Source organism: Enterobacter cloacae complex sp. P14RS, from assembly GCF_014895895.1.
Classification (GTDB): Bacteria; Pseudomonadota; Gammaproteobacteria; order Enterobacterales; family Enterobacteriaceae; genus Enterobacter; species Enterobacter bugandensis.
Map to the genome: position 1 here is coordinate 69,488 of NZ_JADBQM010000022.1, position 21,489 is coordinate 90,976.

General features: G+C 54.0%; 23 protein-coding genes and 1 other annotated feature. Of the genes, 13 read left to right on the forward strand and 10 right to left on the reverse strand.

Translation table 11 applies throughout. The features are described 5' to 3' along the window. Window positions 1-9 precede the first annotated feature (9 nt). Both IM295_RS18405 and IM295_RS18410 read right to left on the reverse strand, forming a co-directional pair. Window positions 10-1,296: an HlyC/CorC family transporter gene (locus IM295_RS18405; RefSeq protein WP_193051892.1), complete on the reverse strand. Its 1,287-nt coding sequence runs from the start codon at window positions 1,294-1,296 to the stop codon at window positions 10-12. Between the two features lie 19 nt (window positions 1,297-1,315). Then, window positions 1,316-2,107, reverse strand: coding sequence for an inner membrane protein YpjD (locus IM295_RS18410; RefSeq protein ID WP_032645009.1), 792 nt, complete (start codon window positions 2,105-2,107; stop codon window positions 1,316-1,318). Between the two features lie 166 nt (window positions 2,108-2,273). On the opposite strand from IM295_RS18410, the gene ffh reads away from it, so the two are divergent. The 7 genes from ffh to IM295_RS18445 all read left to right on the forward strand — a co-directional run bounded on the left by ffh (window position 2,274) and on the right by IM295_RS18445 (window position 7,692). Next, window positions 2,274-3,635, forward strand: a complete 1,362-nt coding sequence (gene ffh / locus IM295_RS18415; RefSeq protein WP_003863132.1) for a signal recognition particle protein — start codon at window positions 2,274-2,276, stop codon at window positions 3,633-3,635. 116 nt (window positions 3,636-3,751) lie between these two features. Further along, window positions 3,752-4,000 (forward strand): 30S ribosomal protein S16, encoded by a 249-nt coding sequence (rpsP, locus tag IM295_RS18420; protein WP_022649067.1) that lies wholly within the window; start codon window positions 3,752-3,754, stop codon window positions 3,998-4,000. Between the two features lie 15 nt (window positions 4,001-4,015). After that, window positions 4,016-4,555: a ribosome maturation factor RimM gene (rimM, locus tag IM295_RS18425; RefSeq protein ID WP_006811638.1), complete on the forward strand. Its 540-nt coding sequence runs from the start codon at window positions 4,016-4,018 to the stop codon at window positions 4,553-4,555. Window positions 4,556-4,586: 31 nt separating this feature from the next. Further along, entirely contained in the window at window positions 4,587-5,354 is a 768-nt protein-coding gene (gene trmD / locus IM295_RS18430; protein WP_003863138.1) for a tRNA (guanosine(37)-N1)-methyltransferase TrmD, read from the forward strand. Window positions 5,355-5,397: 43 nt separating this feature from the next. Beyond that, the gene (gene rplS / locus IM295_RS18435) at window positions 5,398-5,745 is read left to right on the forward strand and encodes a 50S ribosomal protein L19 (protein ID WP_002914145.1); all 348 of its coding nucleotides are present in this window, start codon (window positions 5,398-5,400) and stop codon (window positions 5,743-5,745) included. A 132-nt stretch (window positions 5,746-5,877) separates the two neighbouring features. After that, the gene (locus tag IM295_RS18440) at window positions 5,878-6,282 is read left to right on the forward strand and encodes a DUF2946 domain-containing protein (RefSeq protein ID WP_193067150.1); all 405 of its coding nucleotides are present in this window, start codon (window positions 5,878-5,880) and stop codon (window positions 6,280-6,282) included. A 39-nt stretch (window positions 6,283-6,321) separates the two neighbouring features. Then, window positions 6,322-7,692 carry a PepSY domain-containing protein gene (locus tag IM295_RS18445; protein ID WP_193067151.1) on the forward strand — a complete coding sequence of 457 codons (1,371 nt, stop codon included), beginning with the start codon at window positions 6,322-6,324 and terminating at the stop codon, window positions 7,690-7,692. A 2-nt stretch (window positions 7,693-7,694) separates the two neighbouring features. On the opposite strand, the gene IM295_RS18450 is transcribed toward IM295_RS18445, so the two are convergent. The 4 genes from IM295_RS18450 to IM295_RS18465 all read right to left on the reverse strand — a co-directional run bounded on the left by IM295_RS18450 (window position 7,695) and on the right by IM295_RS18465 (window position 10,470). Further along, entirely contained in the window at window positions 7,695-8,180 is a 486-nt protein-coding gene (locus IM295_RS18450) for an OmpA family protein (protein WP_028014123.1), read from the reverse strand. Between the two features lie 12 nt (window positions 8,181-8,192). Next, entirely contained in the window at window positions 8,193-9,413 is a 1,221-nt protein-coding gene (dgcN, locus tag IM295_RS18455; RefSeq protein WP_045260861.1) for a diguanylate cyclase DgcN, read from the reverse strand. Beyond that, the gene (locus IM295_RS18460; RefSeq protein WP_072252713.1) at window positions 9,406-9,894 is read right to left on the reverse strand and encodes a YfiR family protein; all 489 of its coding nucleotides are present in this window, start codon (window positions 9,892-9,894) and stop codon (window positions 9,406-9,408) included. The genes dgcN and IM295_RS18460 overlap by 8 nt, the downstream gene beginning before the upstream one ends. Before the next feature lie 201 nt (window positions 9,895-10,095). Then, entirely contained in the window at window positions 10,096-10,470 is a 375-nt protein-coding gene (locus tag IM295_RS18465; protein ID WP_193067152.1) for a DUF2799 domain-containing protein, read from the reverse strand. A 213-nt stretch (window positions 10,471-10,683) separates the two neighbouring features. On the opposite strand from IM295_RS18465, the gene aroF reads away from it, so the two are divergent. Genes aroF through IM295_RS18480 form a run of 3 tightly spaced genes read left to right on the forward strand, consistent with a single transcriptional unit; the run spans window position 10,684 to window position 13,819 of the window. Continuing rightward, window positions 10,684-11,754 (forward strand): 3-deoxy-7-phosphoheptulonate synthase AroF, encoded by a 1,071-nt coding sequence (aroF, locus tag IM295_RS18470; RefSeq protein ID WP_045260858.1) that lies wholly within the window; start codon window positions 10,684-10,686, stop codon window positions 11,752-11,754. Window positions 11,755-11,764: 10 nt separating this feature from the next. Next, window positions 11,765-12,886 (forward strand): bifunctional chorismate mutase/prephenate dehydrogenase, encoded by a 1,122-nt coding sequence (gene tyrA / locus IM295_RS18475; protein WP_045260857.1) that lies wholly within the window; start codon window positions 11,765-11,767, stop codon window positions 12,884-12,886. 60 nt (window positions 12,887-12,946) lie between these two features. Continuing rightward, window positions 12,947-13,819 (forward strand): SMP-30/gluconolactonase/LRE family protein, encoded by an 873-nt coding sequence (locus tag IM295_RS18480; protein WP_192971725.1) that lies wholly within the window; start codon window positions 12,947-12,949, stop codon window positions 13,817-13,819. Here IM295_RS18480 and pheA read toward each other — a convergent pair. The 4 genes from pheA to bamD all read right to left on the reverse strand — a co-directional run bounded on the left by pheA (window position 13,816) and on the right by bamD (window position 16,583). Further along, window positions 13,816-14,976 carry a bifunctional chorismate mutase/prephenate dehydratase gene (gene pheA, locus IM295_RS18485; RefSeq protein WP_028014117.1) on the reverse strand — a complete coding sequence of 387 codons (1,161 nt, stop codon included), beginning with the start codon at window positions 14,974-14,976 and terminating at the stop codon, window positions 13,816-13,818. The genes IM295_RS18480 and pheA overlap by 4 nt on opposite strands. Window positions 14,977-15,006: 30 nt before the next feature. Beyond that, window positions 15,007-15,132: a sequence feature (Phe leader region), on the reverse strand. Next, entirely contained in the window at window positions 15,084-15,131 is a 48-nt protein-coding gene (gene pheL, locus IM295_RS18490) for a pheA operon leader peptide PheL (RefSeq protein WP_100249759.1), read from the reverse strand. (Overlaps the previous feature by 48 nt.) Before the next feature lie 103 nt (window positions 15,133-15,235). Beyond that, window positions 15,236-15,577, reverse strand: coding sequence for a ribosome-associated translation inhibitor RaiA (gene raiA / locus IM295_RS18495; RefSeq protein ID WP_003863162.1), 342 nt, complete (start codon window positions 15,575-15,577; stop codon window positions 15,236-15,238). Between the two features lie 268 nt (window positions 15,578-15,845). Beyond that, window positions 15,846-16,583: an outer membrane protein assembly factor BamD gene (gene bamD / locus IM295_RS18500; RefSeq protein ID WP_023308867.1), complete on the reverse strand. Its 738-nt coding sequence runs from the start codon at window positions 16,581-16,583 to the stop codon at window positions 15,846-15,848. 131 nt (window positions 16,584-16,714) lie between these two features. Here bamD and rluD point away from each other — a divergent pair, with 131 nt between their 5' ends. The 3 genes from rluD (at window position 16,715) to clpB (ending at window position 21,126) form a co-directional block, all read left to right on the forward strand. Then, window positions 16,715-17,695 (forward strand): 23S rRNA pseudouridine(1911/1915/1917) synthase RluD, encoded by a 981-nt coding sequence (rluD, locus tag IM295_RS18505; protein ID WP_028014116.1) that lies wholly within the window; start codon window positions 16,715-16,717, stop codon window positions 17,693-17,695. Next, a complete protein-coding gene (gene yfiH, locus IM295_RS18510; RefSeq protein WP_193067153.1) occupies window positions 17,692-18,423 on the forward strand; it encodes a purine nucleoside phosphorylase YfiH in 732 nt (243 codons plus the stop codon). Before rluD ends, yfiH begins: the two co-directional genes overlap by 4 nt. Window positions 18,424-18,552: 129 nt before the next feature. Beyond that, entirely contained in the window at window positions 18,553-21,126 is a 2,574-nt protein-coding gene (gene clpB, locus IM295_RS18515; protein WP_041908644.1) for an ATP-dependent chaperone ClpB, read from the forward strand. Window positions 21,127-21,489: the final 363 nt, after the last annotated feature.

Consider the following 21,489-nt stretch of genomic DNA (forward strand, 5'->3'; position numbering starts at 1 on the left):
GCCTACGTTTTATTCGGCAATACTTTCCCGAAGTGGCGTAACGGGCAGCACCTTCACCTGCTTAATCATATTGTCCTGCACATCCAGGATATCAATATCGTACTGCTCAATGCGCACCCGCGTGCCCGCCGCTGGGATCTCTTCCAGCGCTTCCAGAATCATCCCGTTCATGGTACGAGCTTCATCTTCCGGCAAATGCCAGTTAAAGGCTTTGTTGAGTTCACGGATGTTCGCGCTACCGTCAATCAGCACCGAACCGTCGTTCTGCGGAGTCACTTCCTCCGCGAGGGAAGGGGACATCGACGTGGTAAAGTCTCCGACAATCTCTTCCAGAATATCTTCGACCGTCACCAGGCCCTGAATATCGCCGTACTCGTTGACCACCAGGCCGACTTTTTTCTTGTTGCGCTGGAATTTCACCAGCTGCGTGCTGAGCGGCGTACCTTCCGGCACGTAGTAAATCTCGTCGGCGGCGCGCAGCATCACCTCTTTGGTGAACTCTTTTTTCTCGGTCATCAGACGGTAGGCTTCGCGCACGCGCAGCATGCTGATGGCGTCATCCAGCGAGTCGCGATAGAGCACGATGCGCCCATGCGGAGAGTGCGTCAGCTGGCGGACAATGGCTTTCCAGTCGTCGTTGATGTCGATACCGACGATTTCGTTACGCGGCACCATGATGTCGTTCACGCTCACTTTTTCCAAATCCAGCACCGACAGGAGCATATCCTGATTGCGCCGGGAGATCTGCGAGCGGGATTCGTTCACGATGGTGCGCAGCTCTTCTTTGCTGAGCGCGCTGCTGATAGTGACGTCGGCTTTGATCCCCACCATCCGCATTAAAATGCGCGTGACCATGTTCAGCAGCCAGACCAGCGGCATCATCAGAATCTGCAGCGGTGCCAGCAGGAAGCTGCTCGGGTAGGCCACCTTTTCCGGGTAAAGCGCGGCGATGGTTTTTGGCAGTACTTCGGCAAACACCAGCACCACAAACGTTAGCACGCCGGTGGCAATCGCGACCCCGGCGTTGCCGTACAGGCGCATCCCAACGATGGTGCCGAGGGCTGAGGCCAGAATATTGACAAGGTTGTTGCCGATAAGCACCAGGCTTATCAGCCGATCCGGCTTGCGGAGCAGTTTTTCAACGCGGCGGGCGGCACGGTTACCCTGTTTAGCACGATGACGCAACCGGTAACGGTTTAAGGTCATCATGCCGGTTTCCGAGCCGGAGAAATAGGCGGAGATGACCACCATGACGATCAGGATAACGATCAGCGTGGTGGTAGAGATGTGTTCCAGGGGGAACTCCTTTTATAACTTAGCCAGCAAATTGCTGTATGAAGCGGCTGCCAAAATAGGCAAGGGTGAGAATGCCCGCACCCGCGACGTTGAACCAGACGACGCGACGACCGCGCCAGCCTTCATGATAATGGCCCCACAACAGGACAATATAGACAAACCACGCGATGATGGAGAGCACTGCTTTATCGATATTCTCCACGCTGAACAGGTTCTTCATGTAAAACAGGCCGGTGCAGAGCGTGAGCGTCAGCAGCACCACGCCTATCTGGGTGATGTGGAACATCTTACGCTCAATGACCATCAGCGGCGGCATTTCATGGTTGAACGCCAGCTTTTTGTTTTTCAACTGGTAATCAATCCAGGCGAGCTGCATGGCGTAAAGCGCGGCGATGATCAGCGTCGCATAGGCGAACAGTGACAGGCCGATGTGCACCAGCATCCCCGGTGTCGCCTCCAGATGCGTAATGAATTCATTAGGCATAAAGGTGGCTAAAGCCAGATTGATCAGCGCGAAGGTATAGACAATCGGCAGCAGCAGCCAGCCGCGATTTTTAGACGCGACGATGGTCATTACCGTACAGATCATCAGGCTGACCAACGAGCCGACGTTGAGGACGCTCAGGTTTTGCACGCTGCCGTCGCCGGGAATAATGCGTGATTCCAGCGCAAACGCGTGGCTTATCAGTGCGATGACCGCCGAAAGAATAGCCATGCGCCGCCAGCCGCTGTTTTTTTGCAGCAGGCCAGGAATGATCAGCGCGAGGCTGACTGAGTAGGCAACAAGGGCGATCAGTGCGAAAACAGGCATATAGGCATCGACAGTTGTCTTAATAAGAAAGAGAAGCAGTATAACGTTACGTGACGCCTGCTCCAACCGTTGCATAACAACAAAGGCGCCTTCATGTTATACTCCGGCAAAATTCTGTGTATGTGTCGCTCAATGCGGCCCAACGTTTCTACTCAGGCGAGAGACAATGTTTGATAATTTAACCGATCGTTTGTCGCGCACGCTGCGCAACATCAGCGGCCGCGGACGCCTTACTGAAGAGAACATCAAGGAAACGCTGCGCGAAGTGCGCATGGCGCTGCTGGAAGCAGACGTGGCGTTGCCGGTTGTTCGTGATTTTATCAACCGCGTAAAAGAGAAGGCGGTTGGTCATGAAGTTAACAAGAGCCTGACCCCGGGTCAGGAGTTCGTCAAAATCGTTCGTAACGAACTGGTTTCGGCGATGGGCGAAGAGAACCAGGTGCTTAACCTGGCGGCTCAGCCGCCGGCCGTGGTGCTGATGGCGGGCCTGCAGGGTGCGGGTAAAACCACCAGCGTCGGTAAGCTGGGTAAATTCCTGCGCGAAAAGCACAAGAAGAAAGTGCTGGTGGTCTCTGCGGACGTCTATCGCCCGGCGGCGATCAAGCAGCTGGAAACGCTGGCCGAGCAGGTCGGCGTGGACTTCTTCCCGTCCGACGTTGCCCAGAAGCCTGTCGACATCGTTAACGCCGCGCTGAAAGAAGCGAAGCTGAAATTCTACGACGTGCTGCTGGTGGATACCGCCGGTCGTCTGCACGTTGACGAAGCGATGATGGACGAAATCAAGCAGGTGCACGCTTCTATCAACCCGGTAGAGACCCTGTTTGTCGTTGACGCCATGACCGGTCAGGATGCGGCGAACACCGCGAAAGCGTTTAACGAAGCGCTGCCGTTAACCGGCGTGGTGCTGACCAAAGTGGACGGCGACGCCCGCGGCGGTGCGGCGCTTTCTATTCGTCATATCACCGGTAAGCCGATCAAGTTCCTCGGCGTGGGCGAGAAAACCGAAGCGCTGGAGCCGTTCCACCCGGACCGTATCGCCTCCCGTATCCTCGGCATGGGCGACGTGCTGTCGCTGATCGAAGATATCGAGAGCAAGGTCGACCGCGCGCAGGCTGAAAAGCTCGCCAGCAAGCTGAAAAAAGGCGACGGTTTCGATCTGACCGACTTCCTTGAGCAGCTGCGTCAGATGAAAAACATGGGCGGCATGGCAAGCCTGATGGGCAAACTGCCGGGCATGGGCCAGATCCCTGACAACGTTAAATCCCAGATGGATGACAAAGTGCTGGTGCGTATGGAGGCGATCATTAACTCCATGACGCTGAAAGAACGAGCCAAGCCAGAAATCATCAAAGGTTCCCGTAAGCGCCGTATCGCTGCCGGTTGCGGCATGCAGGTGCAGGACGTTAACCGCCTTCTGAAACAGTTCGACGACATGCAGCGCATGATGAAGAAAATGAAGAAAGGCGGCATGGCGAAGATGATGCGCGGCATGAAAGGCATGATGCCTCCCGGTTTTCCAGGGCGTTAATCGCTTTTGAGATTGCTTTTTGCCCGAAAATGAGTAAAATTTTCGGGCTTTTAATATGACACCCGGGCTCCGTTCCTCGATGGGGCCCGGTTGTTTTATTCACACAAGAGGATGTTATGGTAACTATTCGTTTAGCACGTCACGGCGCTAAAAAGCGTCCGTTCTACCAGGTTGTTGTGACTGACAGCCGTAATGCACGCAACGGTCGCTTCATCGAGCGCGTTGGTTTCTTCAACCCACTGGCCTCTGGCGCAGAAGAAGAAACCCGTCTGGATCTGGATCGTATCGCTCACTGGGTTGGCCAGGGCGCTACTGTTTCCGATCGCGTTGCTACGCTGATCAAAGCAGCAAACAAAGCAGCTTAATCTGTCACGGTGGTCATGATGAGCAATAAAGCACCTGTTGAACCGATCGTATTGGGAAAAATGGGTTCTTGCTACGGTATCCGTGGTTGGCTCAGAGTGTTTTCCTCCACTGAAGACGCTGATAGCATTTTTAATTACCAGCCCTGGTTTATCCAGAAAGCCGGTAAGTGGGAAGAGGTCGAGCTGGAAAGCTGGCGTCACCACAATCAGGACATCATCATCAAGCTGAAAGGCATTGACGATCGTGATGCCGCGAATGCGCTGACTAATTGTGAAATTGTCGTGGATTCGTCGCAGTTGCCACAGCTGGAAGAGGGCGACTACTACTGGAAAGACCTTATGGGCTGCCAGGTAGTCACCACTGAAGGTTACAGCCTGGGGAAAGTCATCGATATGATGGAAACCGGGTCAAATGACGTTCTCGTCATTAAGGCAAACCTGAAAGATGCATTTGGCATCAAGGAGCGGCTGGTCCCGTTCCTCGATGGACAGGTTATCAAGAAAGTCGATCTCGCTACTCAAACCATTGAAGTAGATTGGGATCCTGGTTTTTAAATTCTCCGGATAAACGGTAAAAGACGGCGCTATGTGGATTGGCATAATTAGCCTGTTTCCTGAAATGTTCCGCGCGATTACCGATTACGGGGTAACTGGCCGGGCAGTAAAGAATGGCCTGCTGAGCATCCAGAGCTGGAGTCCTCGTGACTTTACTCATGACCGGCACCGTACCGTGGACGATCGTCCTTACGGCGGCGGACCGGGGATGTTAATGATGGTGCAACCCTTACGGGACGCCATTCACACAGCAAAAGCCGCGGCAGGTGAAGGCGCAAAGGTGATTTATCTGTCACCTCAGGGACGCAAGCTTGATCAAGCGGGCGTGAGCGAACTGGCGACGAATCAAAAGCTGATTCTGGTCTGTGGTCGTTACGAAGGGATAGATGAGCGCGTAATTCAAACCGAGATTGACGAAGAATGGTCTATCGGCGATTACGTTCTCAGCGGTGGTGAGTTACCGGCAATGACGCTGATTGACTCCGTCGCCCGGTTTATTCCGGGGGTACTGGGCCATGAAGCTTCGGCAACGGAAGATTCCTTTGCCGATGGATTGCTGGACTGTCCACACTATACTCGTCCTGAAGTGTTAGAAGGGATGGAAGTACCGGCAGTGTTACTGTCTGGAAACCATGCCGAGATACGTCGCTGGCGTTTGAAGCAGTCGCTGGGCCGAACCTGGCTTAGAAGACCTGAACTTCTGGAAAACCTGGCTCTGACTGAAGAGCAAGCAAAGTTGCTGGCCGAGTTCAAAACTGAACACGCGCACCAGCAGCATGAACATGATGGGAAGGCGTAATACGCTCCCGAATATCAGTTTACCCAGGATAAGAGATTAAATTATGAGCAACATTATTAAGCAACTTGAACAAGAGCAGATGAAGCAGGACGTACCTTCCTTCCGTCCAGGTGACACCGTGGAAGTGAAAGTATGGGTTGTTGAAGGTTCCAAAAAACGTCTGCAGGCATTCGAGGGCGTGGTTATCGCTATTCGTAACCGCGGTCTGCACTCTGCATTCACTGTTCGTAAAATTTCCAACGGCGAAGGCGTTGAGCGTGTCTTCCAGACTCACTCTCCGGTAGTTGACAGCATTGCTGTTAAACGTCGTGGTGCTGTACGTAAAGCTAAACTGTACTACCTGCGTGAGCGTACTGGTAAGTCTGCTCGTATTAAAGAGCGTCTGAACTAAGATTCGCTTAAGCGACATCCTGTTAGAAAGGGCTGGCCGAAAGGCTGGCCCTTTTTTTATCCCATCGCACCTCTCGCATTAACCCTTTCGTCATAAATCATTTACAATGCTTGCCTCTTGAATGGAGGGGAAGTGGATAACGTACTGCATCAGCAAAACAGGAAACGCGCAGCGGCATTGACCGCGCTGTTTGCGATCCTGCTGATCGTGGTGGCACCCCTTATCTCCGTCTCGTTGCAGAAAGACCCCATGAGCGCCATGCCGGGCATGCATCATGACATGAGCATGATGTCGATGGACGAGCATAACGGCGATATGCCGCACACGATGCCTGTCGACCATGCGGAAGCCTGTGGCTACTGCGTGCTGTTAGCCCACGTGCCGGGCGTGATGCTCGCGCTGATAGTGCTGCTCAGTATCGTGCTGCAAAGGCTTCGCGTTAAGCCGCCGCGTCAGGCGGTCAGCCACTGGCACTTTTTCCCCTGGCTTTACCCCGATACCCGCGCGCCGCCGCGGCAGTCTGCTTTTTCCCTTTAAAAAATAAATCGATAACTTACTGCCTTAAAAAGGAAAAGTATGACTACCTGCACTCCGCGCGCGGCATGGGGAAATCTGCTGCGTCGCCTCCATTTCTACGTCGGGCTATTTGTCGGCCCGTTTATCTTCTTCGCCGCACTGACCGGGACGCTGTACGTGGCGACCCCACAGCTGGAAAACGCGCTGTACCGGGACGCGCTCCATACGGATTCCGTGGGCGAGCCGAAGCCGCTGGCGGAACAAATCGCCACGGCGGAAAAGGCCGTTGGCTCAGATTTGCGTTTGCACGCCGTCCGCCCGGGACTGGTTGAAGGTGAAACCACCCGCGTGATGTTTGCGGACCCGACGCTGGGGCCCTCGGAAAACCGGGCAATCTTTATCGATCCGGTAAGCCTCACGGTGCTGGGGGATATGACGGTGTACGGTACCAGCGGGATTTTACCGCTGCGTCAGACCATTGATTATCTGCATACCTCTCTGATGCTGGGCGATATTGGGCGGCTCTATAGCGAACTGGCCGCTTCCTGGATGTGGGTGGCCGCACTGGGAGGGATTGCCCTGTGGTTTTATACCCGACCAAAACGCCGGATTAACAATCGCTTCCAGAACCGCCGTCGGGTGCATGTGACGCTCGGCTGGATATTACTGGGGGGCATGCTGCTCTTCTCTGCAACCGGCCTGACCTGGTCCCAGTGGGCGGGCGGGAACGTGGATAAGCTGCGTGCAGAGATGAACTGGCTCACCCCGCAGGTGAACACGACGCTATCCGGCCAACATGAGGTCGTGGATGAACATGCCGAACACCGTGGCCATCACGGCGGAATGGTGATGCCGGAAATGGCGATGGATCTGACGCGGTTTGACGGCGTGTTGAGCGCGGCGCGTAAAGCGGGGATTGATGCCAACAGGCTGGAGATCCGCCCGGCGAAAACAATGGATCGCGCATGGACAGTGACGGAGATCGACCGCAGCTGGCCGACTCAGGTGGACGCCGTTGCGGTTGATCCCGGTACGATGCAGATCCTCGACAGAACCCGATTCGAGGATTTCCCGCTCATGGCAAAACTGACCCGCTGGGGCGTGGATTTCCATATGGGGATCTTATTCGGGCTGGTGAATCAGCTGCTGCTCGTTGCTTTCGGCCTTGCCCTGTGCGTGCTTATCATCTGGGGATACCGGATGTGGTGGATGCGTCGTCCGGCACAGTCGGCAATGAATCCGGTGCAGACGCTTACTCAGAGCTGGCTGGCGCTGTCAGGGTGGGGAAAAGGTGTTACCGTGGTCATCAGCGCACTGCTGGGGCTGGCTTTGCCGGTGATGGGCGTGAGTCTGGCGCTGTTTGTTCTGATTGACTGGCTGCGCTGGCGAGCGGCAACAGGCGTGTCGCTCACCGAATCATCCGCTAAATAATCCTATGGCGCGCTGATAACCACTGACACCCGGCGGTTTTCAGCGCGCCCTTGTGCAGTGCTGTTGCTTGCAATCGGATATTTTTGGCCTAATCCCCGGGTGGTGAGATTGCTGCGCGGGATATTCGCGCCCTTCGCCCACGCGTCGGCCACTGCATTGGCGCGTTTTAACGACAGGGCTTCGTTGTAGCTTGCTTCACCGTAATTATCCGTATGACCGTCCATTCGCGCGTGATTCAGGCCAGTTTTCGCCAGACGAGAGGCCATGGACTGGATCTGTGTTTCACTTTCCGGGCGCAGTCTGGCGTCATTCTTATCAAAAAGAATGGTGTCCGACATACCAAGCGACCAGTCGCCGTTCAGTTCGTTGAAACCGTATGACTTCATCGCCGCGATTTGCTCAGGAGTAAATTTGCCCTGGGGCGGCGACTGACAGCCTGCCAGAACCAGTGAGGCCATAACTAACGGCGCGAAGTAACGTTTTAACATAGAATTTCCTTCCTAACTTATTGTTTTTGTACGCTGGTTCTTGACCTGGTACATATTGCGGTCAGCCCTCTCCAGTAATGCTTCCACGGAAGCATTTTCCCACGCCAGAGCAAAGCCAATGCTGAGTGACATCGATGCTTTTTGTCCGTTGTGCAGATCAAACGGACGGATAAACTGCTGCGCTAGCGCAGCACAAATGTGTTGAACCTCTGGTTCAGAATGCACGCCGTACAGCACCATGGCAAATTCGTCACCGCCAAGGCGGTAGGACTGGTGGCGTTTATCGCCAAATTCCACCATCCTGCTGGCGACTTCAATCAGCACGCAGTCTCCTGCCGCGTGTCCCCAGGTGTCGTTAATAAACTTAAAATTATCACCGTCGAGGAAGAGCAGGGCCGAGTTTGTTTTTGCCGAGGGGTCATTCATTAATGCCGCAATACTGTTACGAAACGCAGCGCGGTTAGCAAGACCGGTGAGCGGGTCGTGCATGGCGGTACGAAGCAACTGAGCGTTTTTCGCCTGGAGCTTAAGCTGCCACTCCTCCATCTCGTCCAGCAGGCTATTAAAGTCTTCTCCAAACTGATGGAATTCTTCAATGCGCCCATCTTTCACCCGACGGGAAAAGTTGCGATTGGTGCGGACGTCATGCACAACGTCGGTGATATTTTGCAGCGCCGTGACCATGCCGCGGTGCAGAGACTGGGTAATGGTGAGCGCGACGACGGTTGCAAAAAGAATACAGCCGGTGAGGACGGCAAACGACATCCAGATGAAATGGCTGATAAGGCTGTCACGCGCGGTAAGACGTATTTCACCTATCTTCGCGCCGTTGTGCAGGATGGGCTGCGCAACCGGAACGGGGAAAAGCCAGCGGCTGACCAGCGCCCCCAGCGTGTCGTTATTATCCTTCGGGTTCCAGGACCAGTAGGCAAAGCGCTTTTTATGCCCGTTGATGACTTCTGCTACGGCAAACTGCCCCTGCTTACCCAGCGCAGCGAGCGTTTCGTTGGCCGCCAGTGAATCGTTGAAAACCAGAGAGGCTTCAAGGCTGTGGCTCATTGTGGCGCCGGTTAATTCGAGATTTTTTTGCGCGTATTGTTTTAATGTTACGACCGAGGCAAAACAGAGCAACAGCCATATTAACGTCATTGTGATGATGACGCTTATCATGCTGTTTCGCCTCAGCGTTCTTTTAAACGTCGGACGCTGCGTCGAGATGAAATCTTTATCCATGCTGCTTATTCCGTGCAAGCATCAATACATCCGGGTTAACCCTGACGCCACTGCGTGTCAACGCATCCAGATTGACGGAAAATCGCACCTGGCCACGATCGATTATCAGGCAAAAGGCGCTGCCAATAACACATTCCGGATTTTGCTCTGAGATTAATAGCAATGCTCTGCCCTGATATTGACTTATTAATTCAAGTTGTTTCGCAGGTGGTTCAGTCCCGAAATAAACAGCATCGCATGTCGCGGCCAGGGCTTCCCGATCGTTACGTACAATAACGGGGGTATAAGGTAACTCGTTATGCCCCTGGTTTTCGCTGAGCGCGTGCGTATAGTGAGATGTGGCATAAATGCAGAGTTTAGGCTGACCGGAAAGCGACGGCCATCGCGTATAGCTCACTATGCCTGAGACAATAGAACGTACCGATTTATCTGTCTCCGAGAGGGCGCCTGCCATCGCCGGGCCCACCATAAGGAACAGCATTAGCACCAGAGTGAGTCGGAACAAAGAGTTCAAGAATAAATTTCTCACCAGAATCCGCCGTACCGCTCCGGAAATAGATGTCCTTAAGAGTTGCGGGCAGAATACCATTGTTTATCAGAACCGTCATTATGTCAGAAATAGCCCATGGCTGACCTAAGCTAAATCCTACAGTTGTTTATTTTCCAAAGAATAAAAGCAGACTTAATTAAGCTGGCTGGAACGCATACTTTCATCCATTCCTTTTTGCCATGACGCATGCAGTTTCGCTGCATTTTCAACAGTATCACAACTGGCTGGATAAGATTTGCCCGCTAATCCCCATGCATGAATAAAGCCTTCTTCACACACTTTCTTCTGACCATCAGCATAGCCGCGAAGATATTCATTACGATCGACGTGGGGGTCGTTAAAACTATCGGCCAGGGTCTGGTTATCTTTAACCGGCAGGCCATTTATGGCGTCTTCTTTACCCACGCTGAACCAGTCCGGGCTCGTCCAGTTGGGCTGGAAAGTGTAAGGATTAATCTGGCAGCCCGATAAAAACAGCGACAGCAGGACGAAAGCAATCGATCGCATAACCCTTCTCCTTTTTCTTCAGCATAGCCTGGCGGGAGAAATTTAGAGTGTAATTTAAACTTTACGATTTTAGCGGCTGATTTTTGTCTTTATTGTGCGGCTGTAAACTAATGTGTACGAATTTTGGATTGAAATCTTTACTTTTTATGGTATCGTGGTTTCACCTCACTGAGGAAAACAACTATCGCAAACGAGCTTTACAGGATCGCTATCATGCAAAAAGACGCGCTGAACAACGTACATATCACTGACGAACAGGTTTTGATTACCCCGGATCAACTGAAAGCGGAGTTTCCGCTGAGCGCCGCGCAGGAGGCTCAGATCGAGCACTCTCGCCAGACCATTTCTGACATTATCGCTGGCCGCGATCCGCGCCTGCTGGTGGTTTGTGGTCCTTGCTCTATTCACGATCCTGAAACCGCCATTGAGTATGCGCGTCGATTTAAAGCATTAGCGGAGGAGGTCAGCGATAGCCTCTATCTGGTGATGCGCGTCTATTTTGAAAAGCCACGCACGACGGTTGGCTGGAAAGGATTGATCAACGATCCGCACATGGATGGCTCGTTTGATGTGGAAGCAGGCCTGAAGATTGCGCGTCGCCTGCTGGTGGAACTGGTCAGCATGGGGCTGCCGCTGGCAACCGAAGCGCTGGATCCAAACAGCCCGCAATACCTGGGCGATCTGTTTAGCTGGTCCGCAATTGGTGCGCGTACGACTGAATCGCAAACCCACCGTGAGATGGCGTCTGGCCTGTCGATGCCGGTTGGCTTTAAAAACGGTACCGATGGCAGCCTGGCGACGGCGATCAACGCCATGCGCGCCGCCGCCATGCCGCACCGCTTTGTTGGGATCAACCAGGCGGGCCAGGTGTGCCTGCTGCAAACGCAGGGCAACCCGGACGGTCATGTGATCCTGCGCGGCGGTAAAGCGCCAAACTACAGCCCGGCGGACGTGGCGCAGTGTGAAAAAGAGATGGAACAGGCGGGACTGCGTCCGGCACTGATGGTAGATTGCAGTCATGGTAATTCGAATAAAGATTACCGTCGCCAGCCAGCGGTTGCGGAATCCGTGGTCGCACAGATCAAAGACGGAAACCGTTCGATTATCGGCCTGATGATTGAGAGCAACATTCATGAAGGTAATCAGTCATCAGAACAGCCGCGCAGCGCGATGAAGCACGGCGTCTCCGTGACGGATGCCTGCATCAGCTGGGAAACCACCGATGCGCTGCTGCGTGAGATCCATAAAGATTTAAGCGGCCAGTTGGCGACGCGTCTGGTTTAAGAGGGTAGTTATGGTTGCTGAATTGACCGCACTGCGCGATCAAATTGATGAAGTGGATAAGGCGCTGCTGGACCTGCTGGCGCGCCGCATGGCGCTTGTTGCCGAAGTCGGTGAGGTGAAAAGCAAATACGGCCTGCCGATTTACGTCCCGGAGCGCGAAGCCTCAATGCTGGCCTCCCGTCGTAAAGAGGCGCAGGCGCTGGGCGTTTCGCCGGATTTGATTGAAGATGTTCTGCGTCGCGTGATGCGGGAATCCTATTCCAGCGAAAACGACAAGGGCTTTAAAACCCTCTGTCCGTCCCTGCGTCCGGTGGTGATTGTTGGCGGAGCAGGGCAGATGGGGCGTCTGTTCGAGAAAATGCTGACGCTTTCTGGCTATCAGGTGCGCATTCTGGAAAAAGAGGACTGGGCACAAGCACCGGAACTGATGAAAGATGCCGGAATGGTTATCGTCAGCGTGCCGATCCACGTGACGGAGCAGATCATCGGGAAGCTTCCTCCTTTACCAAAAGACTGCATTCTGGTGGATCTGGCTTCCGTTAAAAACGGTCCTCTGCAGGCGATGCTGGCTGCGCATACGGGCCCGGTGCTCGGGCTGCACCCGATGTTTGGCCCGGACAGCGGCAGCCTGGCGAAGCAGGTGGTGGTTTACTGCGACGGCCGTCAGCCTGAAGCCTATCAATGGTTCCTGGAACAGATTCAGGTCTGGGGCGCGAGGCTGCACCGCATCAGCGCGGTCGAGCACGATCAGAACATGGCGTTCATTCAGGCGCTGCGCCACTTTGCGACCTTTGCCTACGGCCTGCATCTGGCGGAAGAGAACGTGCAGCTTGAACAGCTGCTGGCGCTCTCTTCACCCATCTATCGTCTTGAGCTGGCGATGGTCGGGCGTCTGTTTGCGCAGGATCCCCAGCTTTACGCCGACATCATCATGTCGTCTGAAAATAACCTGGCGCTGATCAAGCGCTACTATCAGCGCTTTGGCGAAGCCATTACGCTGCTGGAGCACGGAGACAAGCGGGCGTTTATCGACAGCTTCCGCAAAGTGGAGCACTGGTTCGGCGATTACGCCACGCGTTTCCAGAGTGAAAGCCGCACGCTGTTGCGCCAGGCAAATGACAGTCGCCAGTAATCCAATGATGTATATACTGAAAGCCAGCAATGCTGGCTTTTTTCATTTTGGGGAACTGTCATGGCTGAACCGCAGCTGCTGTTGAACTACACCGGGCATCTGCCCGAATGCCCGACGTGGAGCGCAGAAGAAAATGCGCTTTACTGGGCGGATATTCTGGAAGGGGAGATCCACCGCTACCACCTGCCGACGGCGGAACATACCGTGCTTTCCTTCCATGAAGAGGTGGGCTGTTTCGCGCTGCGCGAGCAGGGTGGTTTTATCGTTGCGATGCGCACGGGCATCTGGCTGACCGATAAACACGGACTGCTGCGCCGCAAGGTGTGTGATAACCCCTCTAACCCGCAGCTCGCACGTTTTAATGATGGGGGCACCGACCACCAGGGCCGCTTCTATGCGGGCACGTTCTGGGGGCCGGGAGATTACAACGGCGCCCTGCTGATGCGCATCGACAACGACCTGACGCCGAAAGTGATCCAGTGCGATATCCACGGGCACAACGGCCTGGCGTTTAGCCCGGATAAGCAGTGGATGTTTACCTCAGACACGCCCAACGGTGTGATCTTCCGTACCCCGCTTGATGAACAGGGTGAACCCGGCAGGCGTGAGGTGTTTCGTCAGTTTAAAGAGGGCGAGGGGATACCGGACGGTGCGGCGATGGATGTGGAAGGCTGCTACTGGAGCGCGCTGTTTGACGGCTGGCGTATCGCGCGTTTTTCTCCACAAGGGGAGCAACTGGAAGAATACCGCATGCCGGTGCGTTGCCCGACGATGGTCTGCTTTGGCGGCGATGATATGAAAACGCTGTTCATTACCACCACGCGGGAAAATATGGATGCGGAGGAGGTGGCGAAGTATCCGCTTTCCGGAGCCGTCTTCACCCTGCCGGTTAATGTGGCAGGGATGAAGAAAAGCCGTTTTATCGAATGCTAGCTTGGATCGACCGGGACGACGTTTTCGCTCGGATAGCAGCCCAGCACTTTCATTGAACGGGTAATTTCACCCAGTTCGCGCAGGGCTTTCTGCATGGATGCAGATTCCAGGTTGGCCTGGATATCGAGGTAAAACATCTCTTCCCATGGATTACCGTGGATTGGGCGTGATTCCAGCCTGGTCATGATCAAATTGTGGTTGCGCAGCACCAGCAGGGCTTCTACCAGCGCGCCCGCCTGCTGGCCGGTCGCCATCAGCAGCGTGGTTTTCGCCGGCACCTGGTCTGACACGTTGATTGCCTTGCGGGCCAGCACCACGAAGCGGGTAATGTTTTGCGTCTGGTTAGCAAGATTGCGTTCCAGAACCTGTAAGCCATACAGCGCGCCGCCCGCTTCGCTGCCGAGCGCAGCAACGGTTGGGGAGTTGGCTTGCGCTACTTTTTCCATTGCCGCCGAGGTGCTTTCGGTGTACTCAATTTTCCAGTTCGGATAGCGGTTCAGGAACTGGCTACACTGCTGGAAAGGCTGCGGATGGCTGTAGACCGTTTCGATCGTGTTCAGGTCCGTTGAACCGGAGACCAGCACGCAGTGATCGATAGGGATCGTCAGCTCGCCGACCAGCGACAGGCTGGTATGCTGCAGTAGATCGTAGACGTCGTTGATGGCACCGGAACTGGTGTTTTCAATCGGCACCACGGCGTAATCCGCCTGGCCGGTCTCAACCTGGTTAAAAATATCGGCGAATTTTGCGCAGCCGCTTTCAATAAACTCTTCAAAATGACGTGCGGCATACTGGCGTGCGGCCAGATGAGAGTAGGAGCCTTTAGGCCCAAGGAAGGCGATGCGCGCCGAGTGCGGGTTGGTTTTATTGAGATGCTGCTGGAGTAGCGCTTGCTGGGTCAGAACGGAATCTTCGATGATGAGCTGGAACAGCCGGGTGATGTAGTGGGCATCGAGGTGATGCGCTTTGCCGAGCTGGATGAGACGTTCCAGCAGATCCCGCTCGCGGTCGATGTCACGGACCGGACGATGGGAGTCCAGCTTGGCTTTGCCCACTTCAACGGCGAGGGCGCGACGTTCGGCCAGCAGCGCCAGTAATTTTTCATCCAGCGCGCTGATTTTTACTCGCAGATCCAGTAACGGGTTTTCCGGTGTCATAGTGTTGCCTGTCTCATTTTATCGTTATCAATAAAAAAGGCCCCCCGGTGTGGGAGGCCTTGTTGTTCGTCTTCGCATTCTTTATCACACGACGAAACGCCTCCCGTTCAGGGGAAGGTAAAAAAGAATGCGAAGAAGAACGGCGTAAGTTTCATAAAGTCATCCTGTGATTGATACCGTTAAAGTACCCGTACTGTTTTCACCCTGTCAATAAAAAACGCGCCCGAAGGCGCGTTGGCGGTACACTCAATTTAAAGGATTACTCTTCTTCAACTTCTTCCGCGAAGCTGGCGTCTTTCACCGACGTTGCGGCGCGACGGGCTTCACCTTTGTGTTGCACTTTATTGAGCTGCCGTTCCAGCTTGTTGATCAAATCGTTGATTGCGGTGTACATATCCTCATGTTTTGCGCTGGCGACCAGATGGCCGTTTGGAGTATTGATAGTTGCGTCAGCGATGAAACCCTGGGGCTCCTTGGACAGGATGATATGTGGATTAATCAAATGTGTTTGCCATTTATCCAGTTTGGCGAGACGGTCTGCGACGTGCTGGCGAATTGCCGGAGTAATTTCCATTTGTTTACTGGTAATGTTCATTGTCATAAATTTTACCTCTTGTCTTTCCGTCTTGGTGATTCCAGCATACCCGACCTAATGTCAAAATGTGTGATTTAGATCACGTTATTTTGTCGGTTTTTGTCAGGGAATCTTTTTTGTGAGGCAGGGCAGGAAGAGATGAGATTTACCTTGTGGAAGGTACGAATTGCGGTCATAGTTGACGGGATGTGTTGAGGCTAAAGCGCTTCAGCGGATGTCTGAATTGAATAAAAAAACGGCAGCCTTCGGGCTGCCGTTTTGCATTGAAACGCTATCACGTGTTGCTGCTGTTCGCGGCGATGATTTTCGCCACTTTTTCAGCCTGAGCGGTCATCTGCATCTGACGGTAAGCATTTTCCATCAGCTTCAGGCCGTCACGCGTTGCCTGAGTATCCGGGTAATCACGCAGCATACCTTCTACGCGGTTAACCACAGCAACCCATGCGCCACGGCGGGTATAGTATTCCGCAACGGAGTATTCATATTTCGCCAGACGATCTTTCAGGAACACCAGACGTTTGGTCGCGTCGGTGACGTACTGACTGTTCGGATAGCCGCGCACCAGCTTGGAGAAGTCATTGAAGGCGTCGCGCGCATGCTGCGGGTCACGGTCGGAGCGATCTACGCCGAAGAAGCCCTGCAGGGCGCTGTCGTCCAGCGCCATGTTGGTAAGGCCGCGCATGTACATGACGTAGTCGATGTTAGGATGAGTCGGGTTCAGACGCATGAAACGATCGATAGTTGCCTGAGCCAGCGGCAGATCGGCATTTTTGTAGTAGGCGTAGATAAGATCTAACTGTACCTGCTGCGAATACGGGCCAAATGGATAGCGATTATCCAACGCTTCCAGTTGCGTTATCGCCTGTTTCCAGTTACCGTCCTGCAACTTTTGTTGTGCAGTCGCATAGATTTCATTCGGCGGATTGTCAGGGACCTGTTCATTCGAACCGGAGCAGCCCACCAAAGCCAGGCTCAACGTGGCCGCTGCCACCAGATATTTCATGCGCGTCATGACGTTTTGACTTTCCTCAAATGTTTGTCCGGGAGAAACTCTGTTCCTGCTCCCGATTAAGACCAGCTACAATAGCACACTATATTAAACGGCAAAGCCGTAAAACCCAACGTTAAACAAAGAAGCAGTTTATGGCACAACGAGTAGAACTCACCGCAACAGTCTCCGAAAATCAGCTCGGTCAACGCTTAGATCAGGCTTTGGCCGAATTGTTCCCTGATTATTCGCGTTCACGCATAAAAGAATGGATCCTTGACCAGCGCGTGCTGGTAAACGGCAAGATCTGGGACAAACCAAAAGAGAAAGTGTTTGGTGGGGAAGCTGTTGCCATCAATGCTGAAATCGAAGAGGAAATCCGCTTCGAGCCGCAGGATATCCCACTGGACATCGTCTATGAAGATGATGACATTCTGGTGATCAACAAGCCGCGCGACCTGGTTGTTCATCCGGGCGCAGGGAATCCAGACGGTACGGTACTTAACGCACTTCTTCATTATTATCCGCCGATTGCGGATGTCCCACGTGCAGGTATCGTTCACCGTCTGGATAAAGACACCACCGGCCTGATGGTGGTGGCGAAGACCGTTCCCGCTCAGACCCGTCTGGTGGAGTCGCTGCAGCTGCGTGAGATTACTCGCGAATATGAAGCGGTGGCGATTGGACACATGACCGCTGGCGGCACGGTAGAAGAGCCGATCAGCCGTCACCCGACGAAACGTACCCATATGTCGGTGCATCCGATGGGTAAACCGGCGGTGACGCACTATCGCATTATGGAGCACTTCCGTATTCATACCCGCCTGCGCCTGCGCCTGGAAACCGGTCGTACTCACCAGATCCGCGTTCACATGGCGCACATTACCCATCCGCTGGTGGGGGATCAGGTGTACGGCGGTCGTCCGCGTCCGCCAAAAGGCGCGTCGGATGAGTTCATCAGCGTACTGCGTAAATTCGATCGTCAGGCGCTGCACGCGACCATGCTGCGTCTTTATCACCCGATCAGTGGTATCCAGATGGAATGGCATGCGCCTATCCCGCAGGATATGGTGGAACTCATTGATGCCATGCGTGCCGATTTCGAAGAACATAAGGATCAAGTGGACTGGTTATGACCAAACTGATTGTCCCGGAGTGGCCGCTGCCTGCAGGCGTAGCCGCCTGTAGTTCGACCCGTATTGGCGGCGTGAGCCAGGGCGCGTGGGAGTCTTTAAACCTCGGCGCGCACTGCGGCGACAGCCTGGAACACGTTGAAGAGAACCGCACGCGTCTGTTTGCTGCGGGAAATCTGCCGTCGAAGCCGGTTTGGCTGGAGCAGGTTCACGGCAAAGCGGTACTGAAGCTGACGGGAGAACCTTACGCTTCCAAACGCGCCGATGCTTCTTACAGTAATACGCCGGGCACGGTTTGTGCCGTAATGACCGCCGATTGTCTGCCGGTTCTGTTTTGTAACCGTGCCGGTACGGAGGTAGCAGCAGCGCACGCGGGCTGGCGTGGCTTATGCGAGGGCGTGCTGGAAGAGACCCTCGCCTGCTTCAATGATGATCCCGCCAATATCATGGCCTGGCTAGGTCCGGCGATTGGCCCTCGTGCTTTTGAAGTGGGGCCGGAGGTTCGCGAAGCATTTGTGGAAAAAGATCCGCAAGCCAATGAGGCCTTCCTGCCTGCCGGGGAAAAATATCTGGCGGATATTTACCAGCTTGCCCGCCAGCGTCTGAATAATATTGGCGTAACGCAGATCTTCGGCGGCGATCGCTGTACGTTCACCGAAAAGGGTGATTTTTTCTCCTATCGCCGCGACAAGACGACGGGTCGTATGGCAAGTTTCATTTGGCTGATATAACCTAAAGAATCAAGACGATCCGGCACGTGCCGTTTTCTTTTCACATAATTCAGGTCATTAACCTTGAATAATTGAGGGATGACCTCATTTAATCTCCAGTAGCAAATTTGACCTGTTATGGGAGGAGTTATGCGTCTGGATCGTCTTACTAATAAATTCCAGCTTGCTCTCGCCGATGCCCAGTCCCTTGCACTGGGGCACGACAACCAATTCATCGAACCTCTTCATTTAATGAGCGCCTTGCTGAATCAGGAAGGGGGATCGGTACGTCCTTTATTAACGTCTGCTGGCATTAATGCTGGCCAGTTACGCACCGCTATCGATCAGGCGCTGAGCCGTTTACCGCAGGTAGAAGGTACCGGCGGCGATGTGCAGCCGTCTCAGGATCTGGTTCGCGTGCTGAACCTTTGCGACAAGCTGGCGCAAAAACGTGGGGACAACTTTATTTCGTCGGAGCTCTTTGTTCTGGCGGCGCTTGAATCACGCGGTACCTTGACCGACCTGCTGAAATCTGCTGGTGCAACCACCGCCAATGTGACTCAGGCGATTGAGAAAATGCGCGGAGGTGAAAGCGTGAACGATCAGGGAGCCGAAGACCAACGTCAGGCTTTGAAGAAATTTACGGTCGATCTGACCGAACGTGCCGAGCAGGGCAAACTTGACCCGGTTATCGGCCGTGACGAAGAGATCCGCCGTACGATTCAGGTACTGCAGCGTCGTACCAAAAACAACCCGGTACTGATTGGTGAGCCGGGGGTCGGTAAAACCGCCATCGTTGAAGGGCTTGCGCAGCGTATCGTAAACGGTGAAGTGCCGGAAGGGTTGAAAGGCCGCCGCGTATTGGCGCTGGATATGGGCGCGCTGGTGGCCGGGGCGAAATACCGCGGTGAGTTTGAAGAGCGTTTGAAAGGCGTGCTGAACGACCTGGCGAAACAGGAAGGCAACGTCATTCTGTTTATCGACGAACTGCACACCATGGTGGGGGCTGGTAAGGCCGACGGTGCGATGGATGCCGGGAACATGCTGAAACCTGCGCTGGCGCGTGGGGAACTTCACTGTGTCGGTGCCACTACGCTTGATGAGTATCGTCAGTACATTGAGAAAGATGCCGCTCTGGAACGTCGCTTCCAGAAAGTGTTTGTTGCTGAGCCAAGCGTTGAAGATACCATCGCGATCCTGCGTGGTCTGAAAGAGCGTTATGAACTGCACCACCATGTGCAGATTACTGACCCGGCCATCGTTGCGGCGGCGACGCTTTCGCATCGGTATATCGCCGATCGTCAGTTGCCTGATAAAGCAATCGACCTGATCGATGAAGCGGCGTCGAGCATTCGTATGCAGATTGACTCGAAGCCGGAAGAACTGGACCGACTCGACCGCCGCATCATTCAGCTCAAGCTGGAACAGCAGGCGCTGAAAAAAGAGTCTGATGAAGCCAGTAAGAAACGCCTGGATATGCTCAATGAAGAGCTGGACGATAAAGAGCGCCAGTATTCTGAGCTGGAAGAAGAGTGGAAAGCCGAGAAAGCCTCCCTCTCTGGCACGCAGACCATTAAAGCGGAACTCGAACAGGCCAAAATTGCCATTGAGCAGGCTCGCCGTGTGGGTGACCTGGCACGTATGTCTGAACTGCAGTACGGCAAAATCCCTGAGCTGGAGAAACAGCTTGAGATCGCCACGCAGTCTGAAGGCAAAACCATGCGTCTGTTACGTAATAAAGTGACGGATGCCGAAATTGCCGAAGTGCTCGCTCGCTGGACCGGTATTCCGGTGGCGCGCATGATGGAAAGCGAACGCGATAAGCTGCTGCGTATGGAGCAGGATCTGCATCAGCGGGTGATTGGTCAGGACGAGGCGGTTGAAGCGGTCTCCAACGCTATTCGCCGTAGCCGTGCTGGGCTTTCCGATCCAAATCGCCCGATCGGTTCGTTCCTGTTCCTGGGGCCGACCGGTGTCGGTAAAACCGAACTGTGTAAAGCGCTGGCAAACTTTATGTTCGACAGCGACGATGCGATGGTGCGTATCGACATGTCCGAGTTCATGGAGAAACACTCCGTCTCGCGCCTGGTCGGTGCGCCTCCGGGATATGTTGGTTATGAAGAGGGCGGCTACCTGACCGAAGCGGTGCGCCGGCGTCCTTATTCCGTCATCCTGCTGGATGAGGTGGAAAAAGCGCATCCGGATGTGTTCAACATCCTGCTTCAGGTGCTGGATGATGGTCGTCTGACAGACGGGCAGGGGAGAACGGTCGATTTCCGTAATACGGTAGTCATCATGACTTCGAACCTGGGTTCCGATTTGATTCAGGAACGTTTCGGTGAACTTGACTACAGCCATATGAAGGATCTGGTGCTCGGTGTGGTGAGCCATAACTTCCGTCCGGAGTTCATTAACCGTATTGACGAAGTGGTGGTATTCCATCCTCTGGGTGAGAAACACATTGCGTCGATTGCGCAGATCCAGCTGCAGCGTCTGTACAAACGTCTGGAAGAGCGTGGATATGAAATTCACATCTCCGACGATGCGCTGAAGCTGCTGAGCGAGAATGGTTACGATCCGGTTTATGGTGCGCGTCCACTGAAACGTGCTATTCAGCAGCAGATAGAAAACCCGCTGGCGCAGCAGATCCTCTCCGGAGAACTGATTCCGGGCAAAGTTATCCGTCTGGAAGCCAACGACGATCGTATTGTGGCAGTGCAGTAAGTCACAAAACGCAAAAACGAGCCGCTTGCGGCTCGTTTTTGTTTAAAAACCAGGCGAAAATTGAGGTCTGGGATGCGTTTTGCCTGGAAAGTGAGCGGTCAGTAAATAATTTTCACTTTATCCTTGCAGCTTCGGAATTACTCCCTATAATGCGCCTCCACTGACACGGAACAACGGCACGCAAGCCGCCGGGTCAGCAGAGAAAAGCGAAATAAACGCTTGACTCTGAAGCGGGAAAGCGTAATATGCACACCCCGCGCCGCAGCGAAAACGAAGCGGCACTGCTCTTTAACAATTTATCAGACAATCTGTGTGGGCACTCAAAGTGACATGGATTCTTAACGTCCTCGGACAAAAAATGAA

What these genes read in the sequence shown, in the direction of transcription:
- dgcN (WP_045260861.1), bottom strand. Translation starts at nt 9,413, where the DNA reads ATGGATAAAGATTTCATCTCGACGCAGCGTCCGACGTTTAAAAGAACG.
- IM295_RS18465 (WP_193067152.1), bottom strand. Translation starts at nt 10,470, where the DNA reads ATGCGATCGATTGCTTTCGTCCTGCTGTCGCTGTTTTTATCGGGCTGC.
- ffh (WP_003863132.1), top strand. Translation starts at nt 2,274, where the DNA reads ATGTTTGATAATTTAACCGATCGTTTGTCGCGCACGCTGCGCAACATC.
- bamD (WP_023308867.1), bottom strand. Translation starts at nt 16,583, where the DNA reads ATGACGCGCATGAAATATCTGGTGGCAGCGGCCACGTTGAGCCTGGCT.
- IM295_RS18460 (WP_072252713.1), bottom strand. Translation starts at nt 9,894, where the DNA reads ATGCTGTTCCTTATGGTGGGCCCGGCGATGGCAGGCGCCCTCTCGGAG.
- IM295_RS18445 (WP_193067151.1), top strand. Translation starts at nt 6,322, where the DNA reads ATGACTACCTGCACTCCGCGCGCGGCATGGGGAAATCTGCTGCGTCGC.
- IM295_RS18410 (WP_032645009.1), bottom strand. Translation starts at nt 2,107, where the DNA reads ATGCCTGTTTTCGCACTGATCGCCCTTGTTGCCTACTCAGTCAGCCTC.
- rpsP (WP_022649067.1), top strand. Translation starts at nt 3,752, where the DNA reads ATGGTAACTATTCGTTTAGCACGTCACGGCGCTAAAAAGCGTCCGTTC.
- tyrA (WP_045260857.1), top strand. Translation starts at nt 11,765, where the DNA reads ATGGTTGCTGAATTGACCGCACTGCGCGATCAAATTGATGAAGTGGAT.
- trmD (WP_003863138.1), top strand. Translation starts at nt 4,587, where the DNA reads ATGTGGATTGGCATAATTAGCCTGTTTCCTGAAATGTTCCGCGCGATT.
- aroF (WP_045260858.1), top strand. Translation starts at nt 10,684, where the DNA reads ATGCAAAAAGACGCGCTGAACAACGTACATATCACTGACGAACAGGTT.
- yfiH (WP_193067153.1), top strand. Translation starts at nt 17,692, where the DNA reads ATGACCAAACTGATTGTCCCGGAGTGGCCGCTGCCTGCAGGCGTAGCC.
- raiA (WP_003863162.1), bottom strand. Translation starts at nt 15,577, where the DNA reads ATGACAATGAACATTACCAGTAAACAAATGGAAATTACTCCGGCAATT.
- rimM (WP_006811638.1), top strand. Translation starts at nt 4,016, where the DNA reads ATGATGAGCAATAAAGCACCTGTTGAACCGATCGTATTGGGAAAAATG.
- IM295_RS18480 (WP_192971725.1), top strand. Translation starts at nt 12,947, where the DNA reads ATGGCTGAACCGCAGCTGCTGTTGAACTACACCGGGCATCTGCCCGAA.
- IM295_RS18450 (WP_028014123.1), bottom strand. Translation starts at nt 8,180, where the DNA reads ATGTTAAAACGTTACTTCGCGCCGTTAGTTATGGCCTCACTGGTTCTG.
- rluD (WP_028014116.1), top strand. Translation starts at nt 16,715, where the DNA reads ATGGCACAACGAGTAGAACTCACCGCAACAGTCTCCGAAAATCAGCTC.
- pheA (WP_028014117.1), bottom strand. Translation starts at nt 14,976, where the DNA reads ATGACACCGGAAAACCCGTTACTGGATCTGCGAGTAAAAATCAGCGCG.
- clpB (WP_041908644.1), top strand. Translation starts at nt 18,553, where the DNA reads ATGCGTCTGGATCGTCTTACTAATAAATTCCAGCTTGCTCTCGCCGAT.
- rplS (WP_002914145.1), top strand. Translation starts at nt 5,398, where the DNA reads ATGAGCAACATTATTAAGCAACTTGAACAAGAGCAGATGAAGCAGGAC.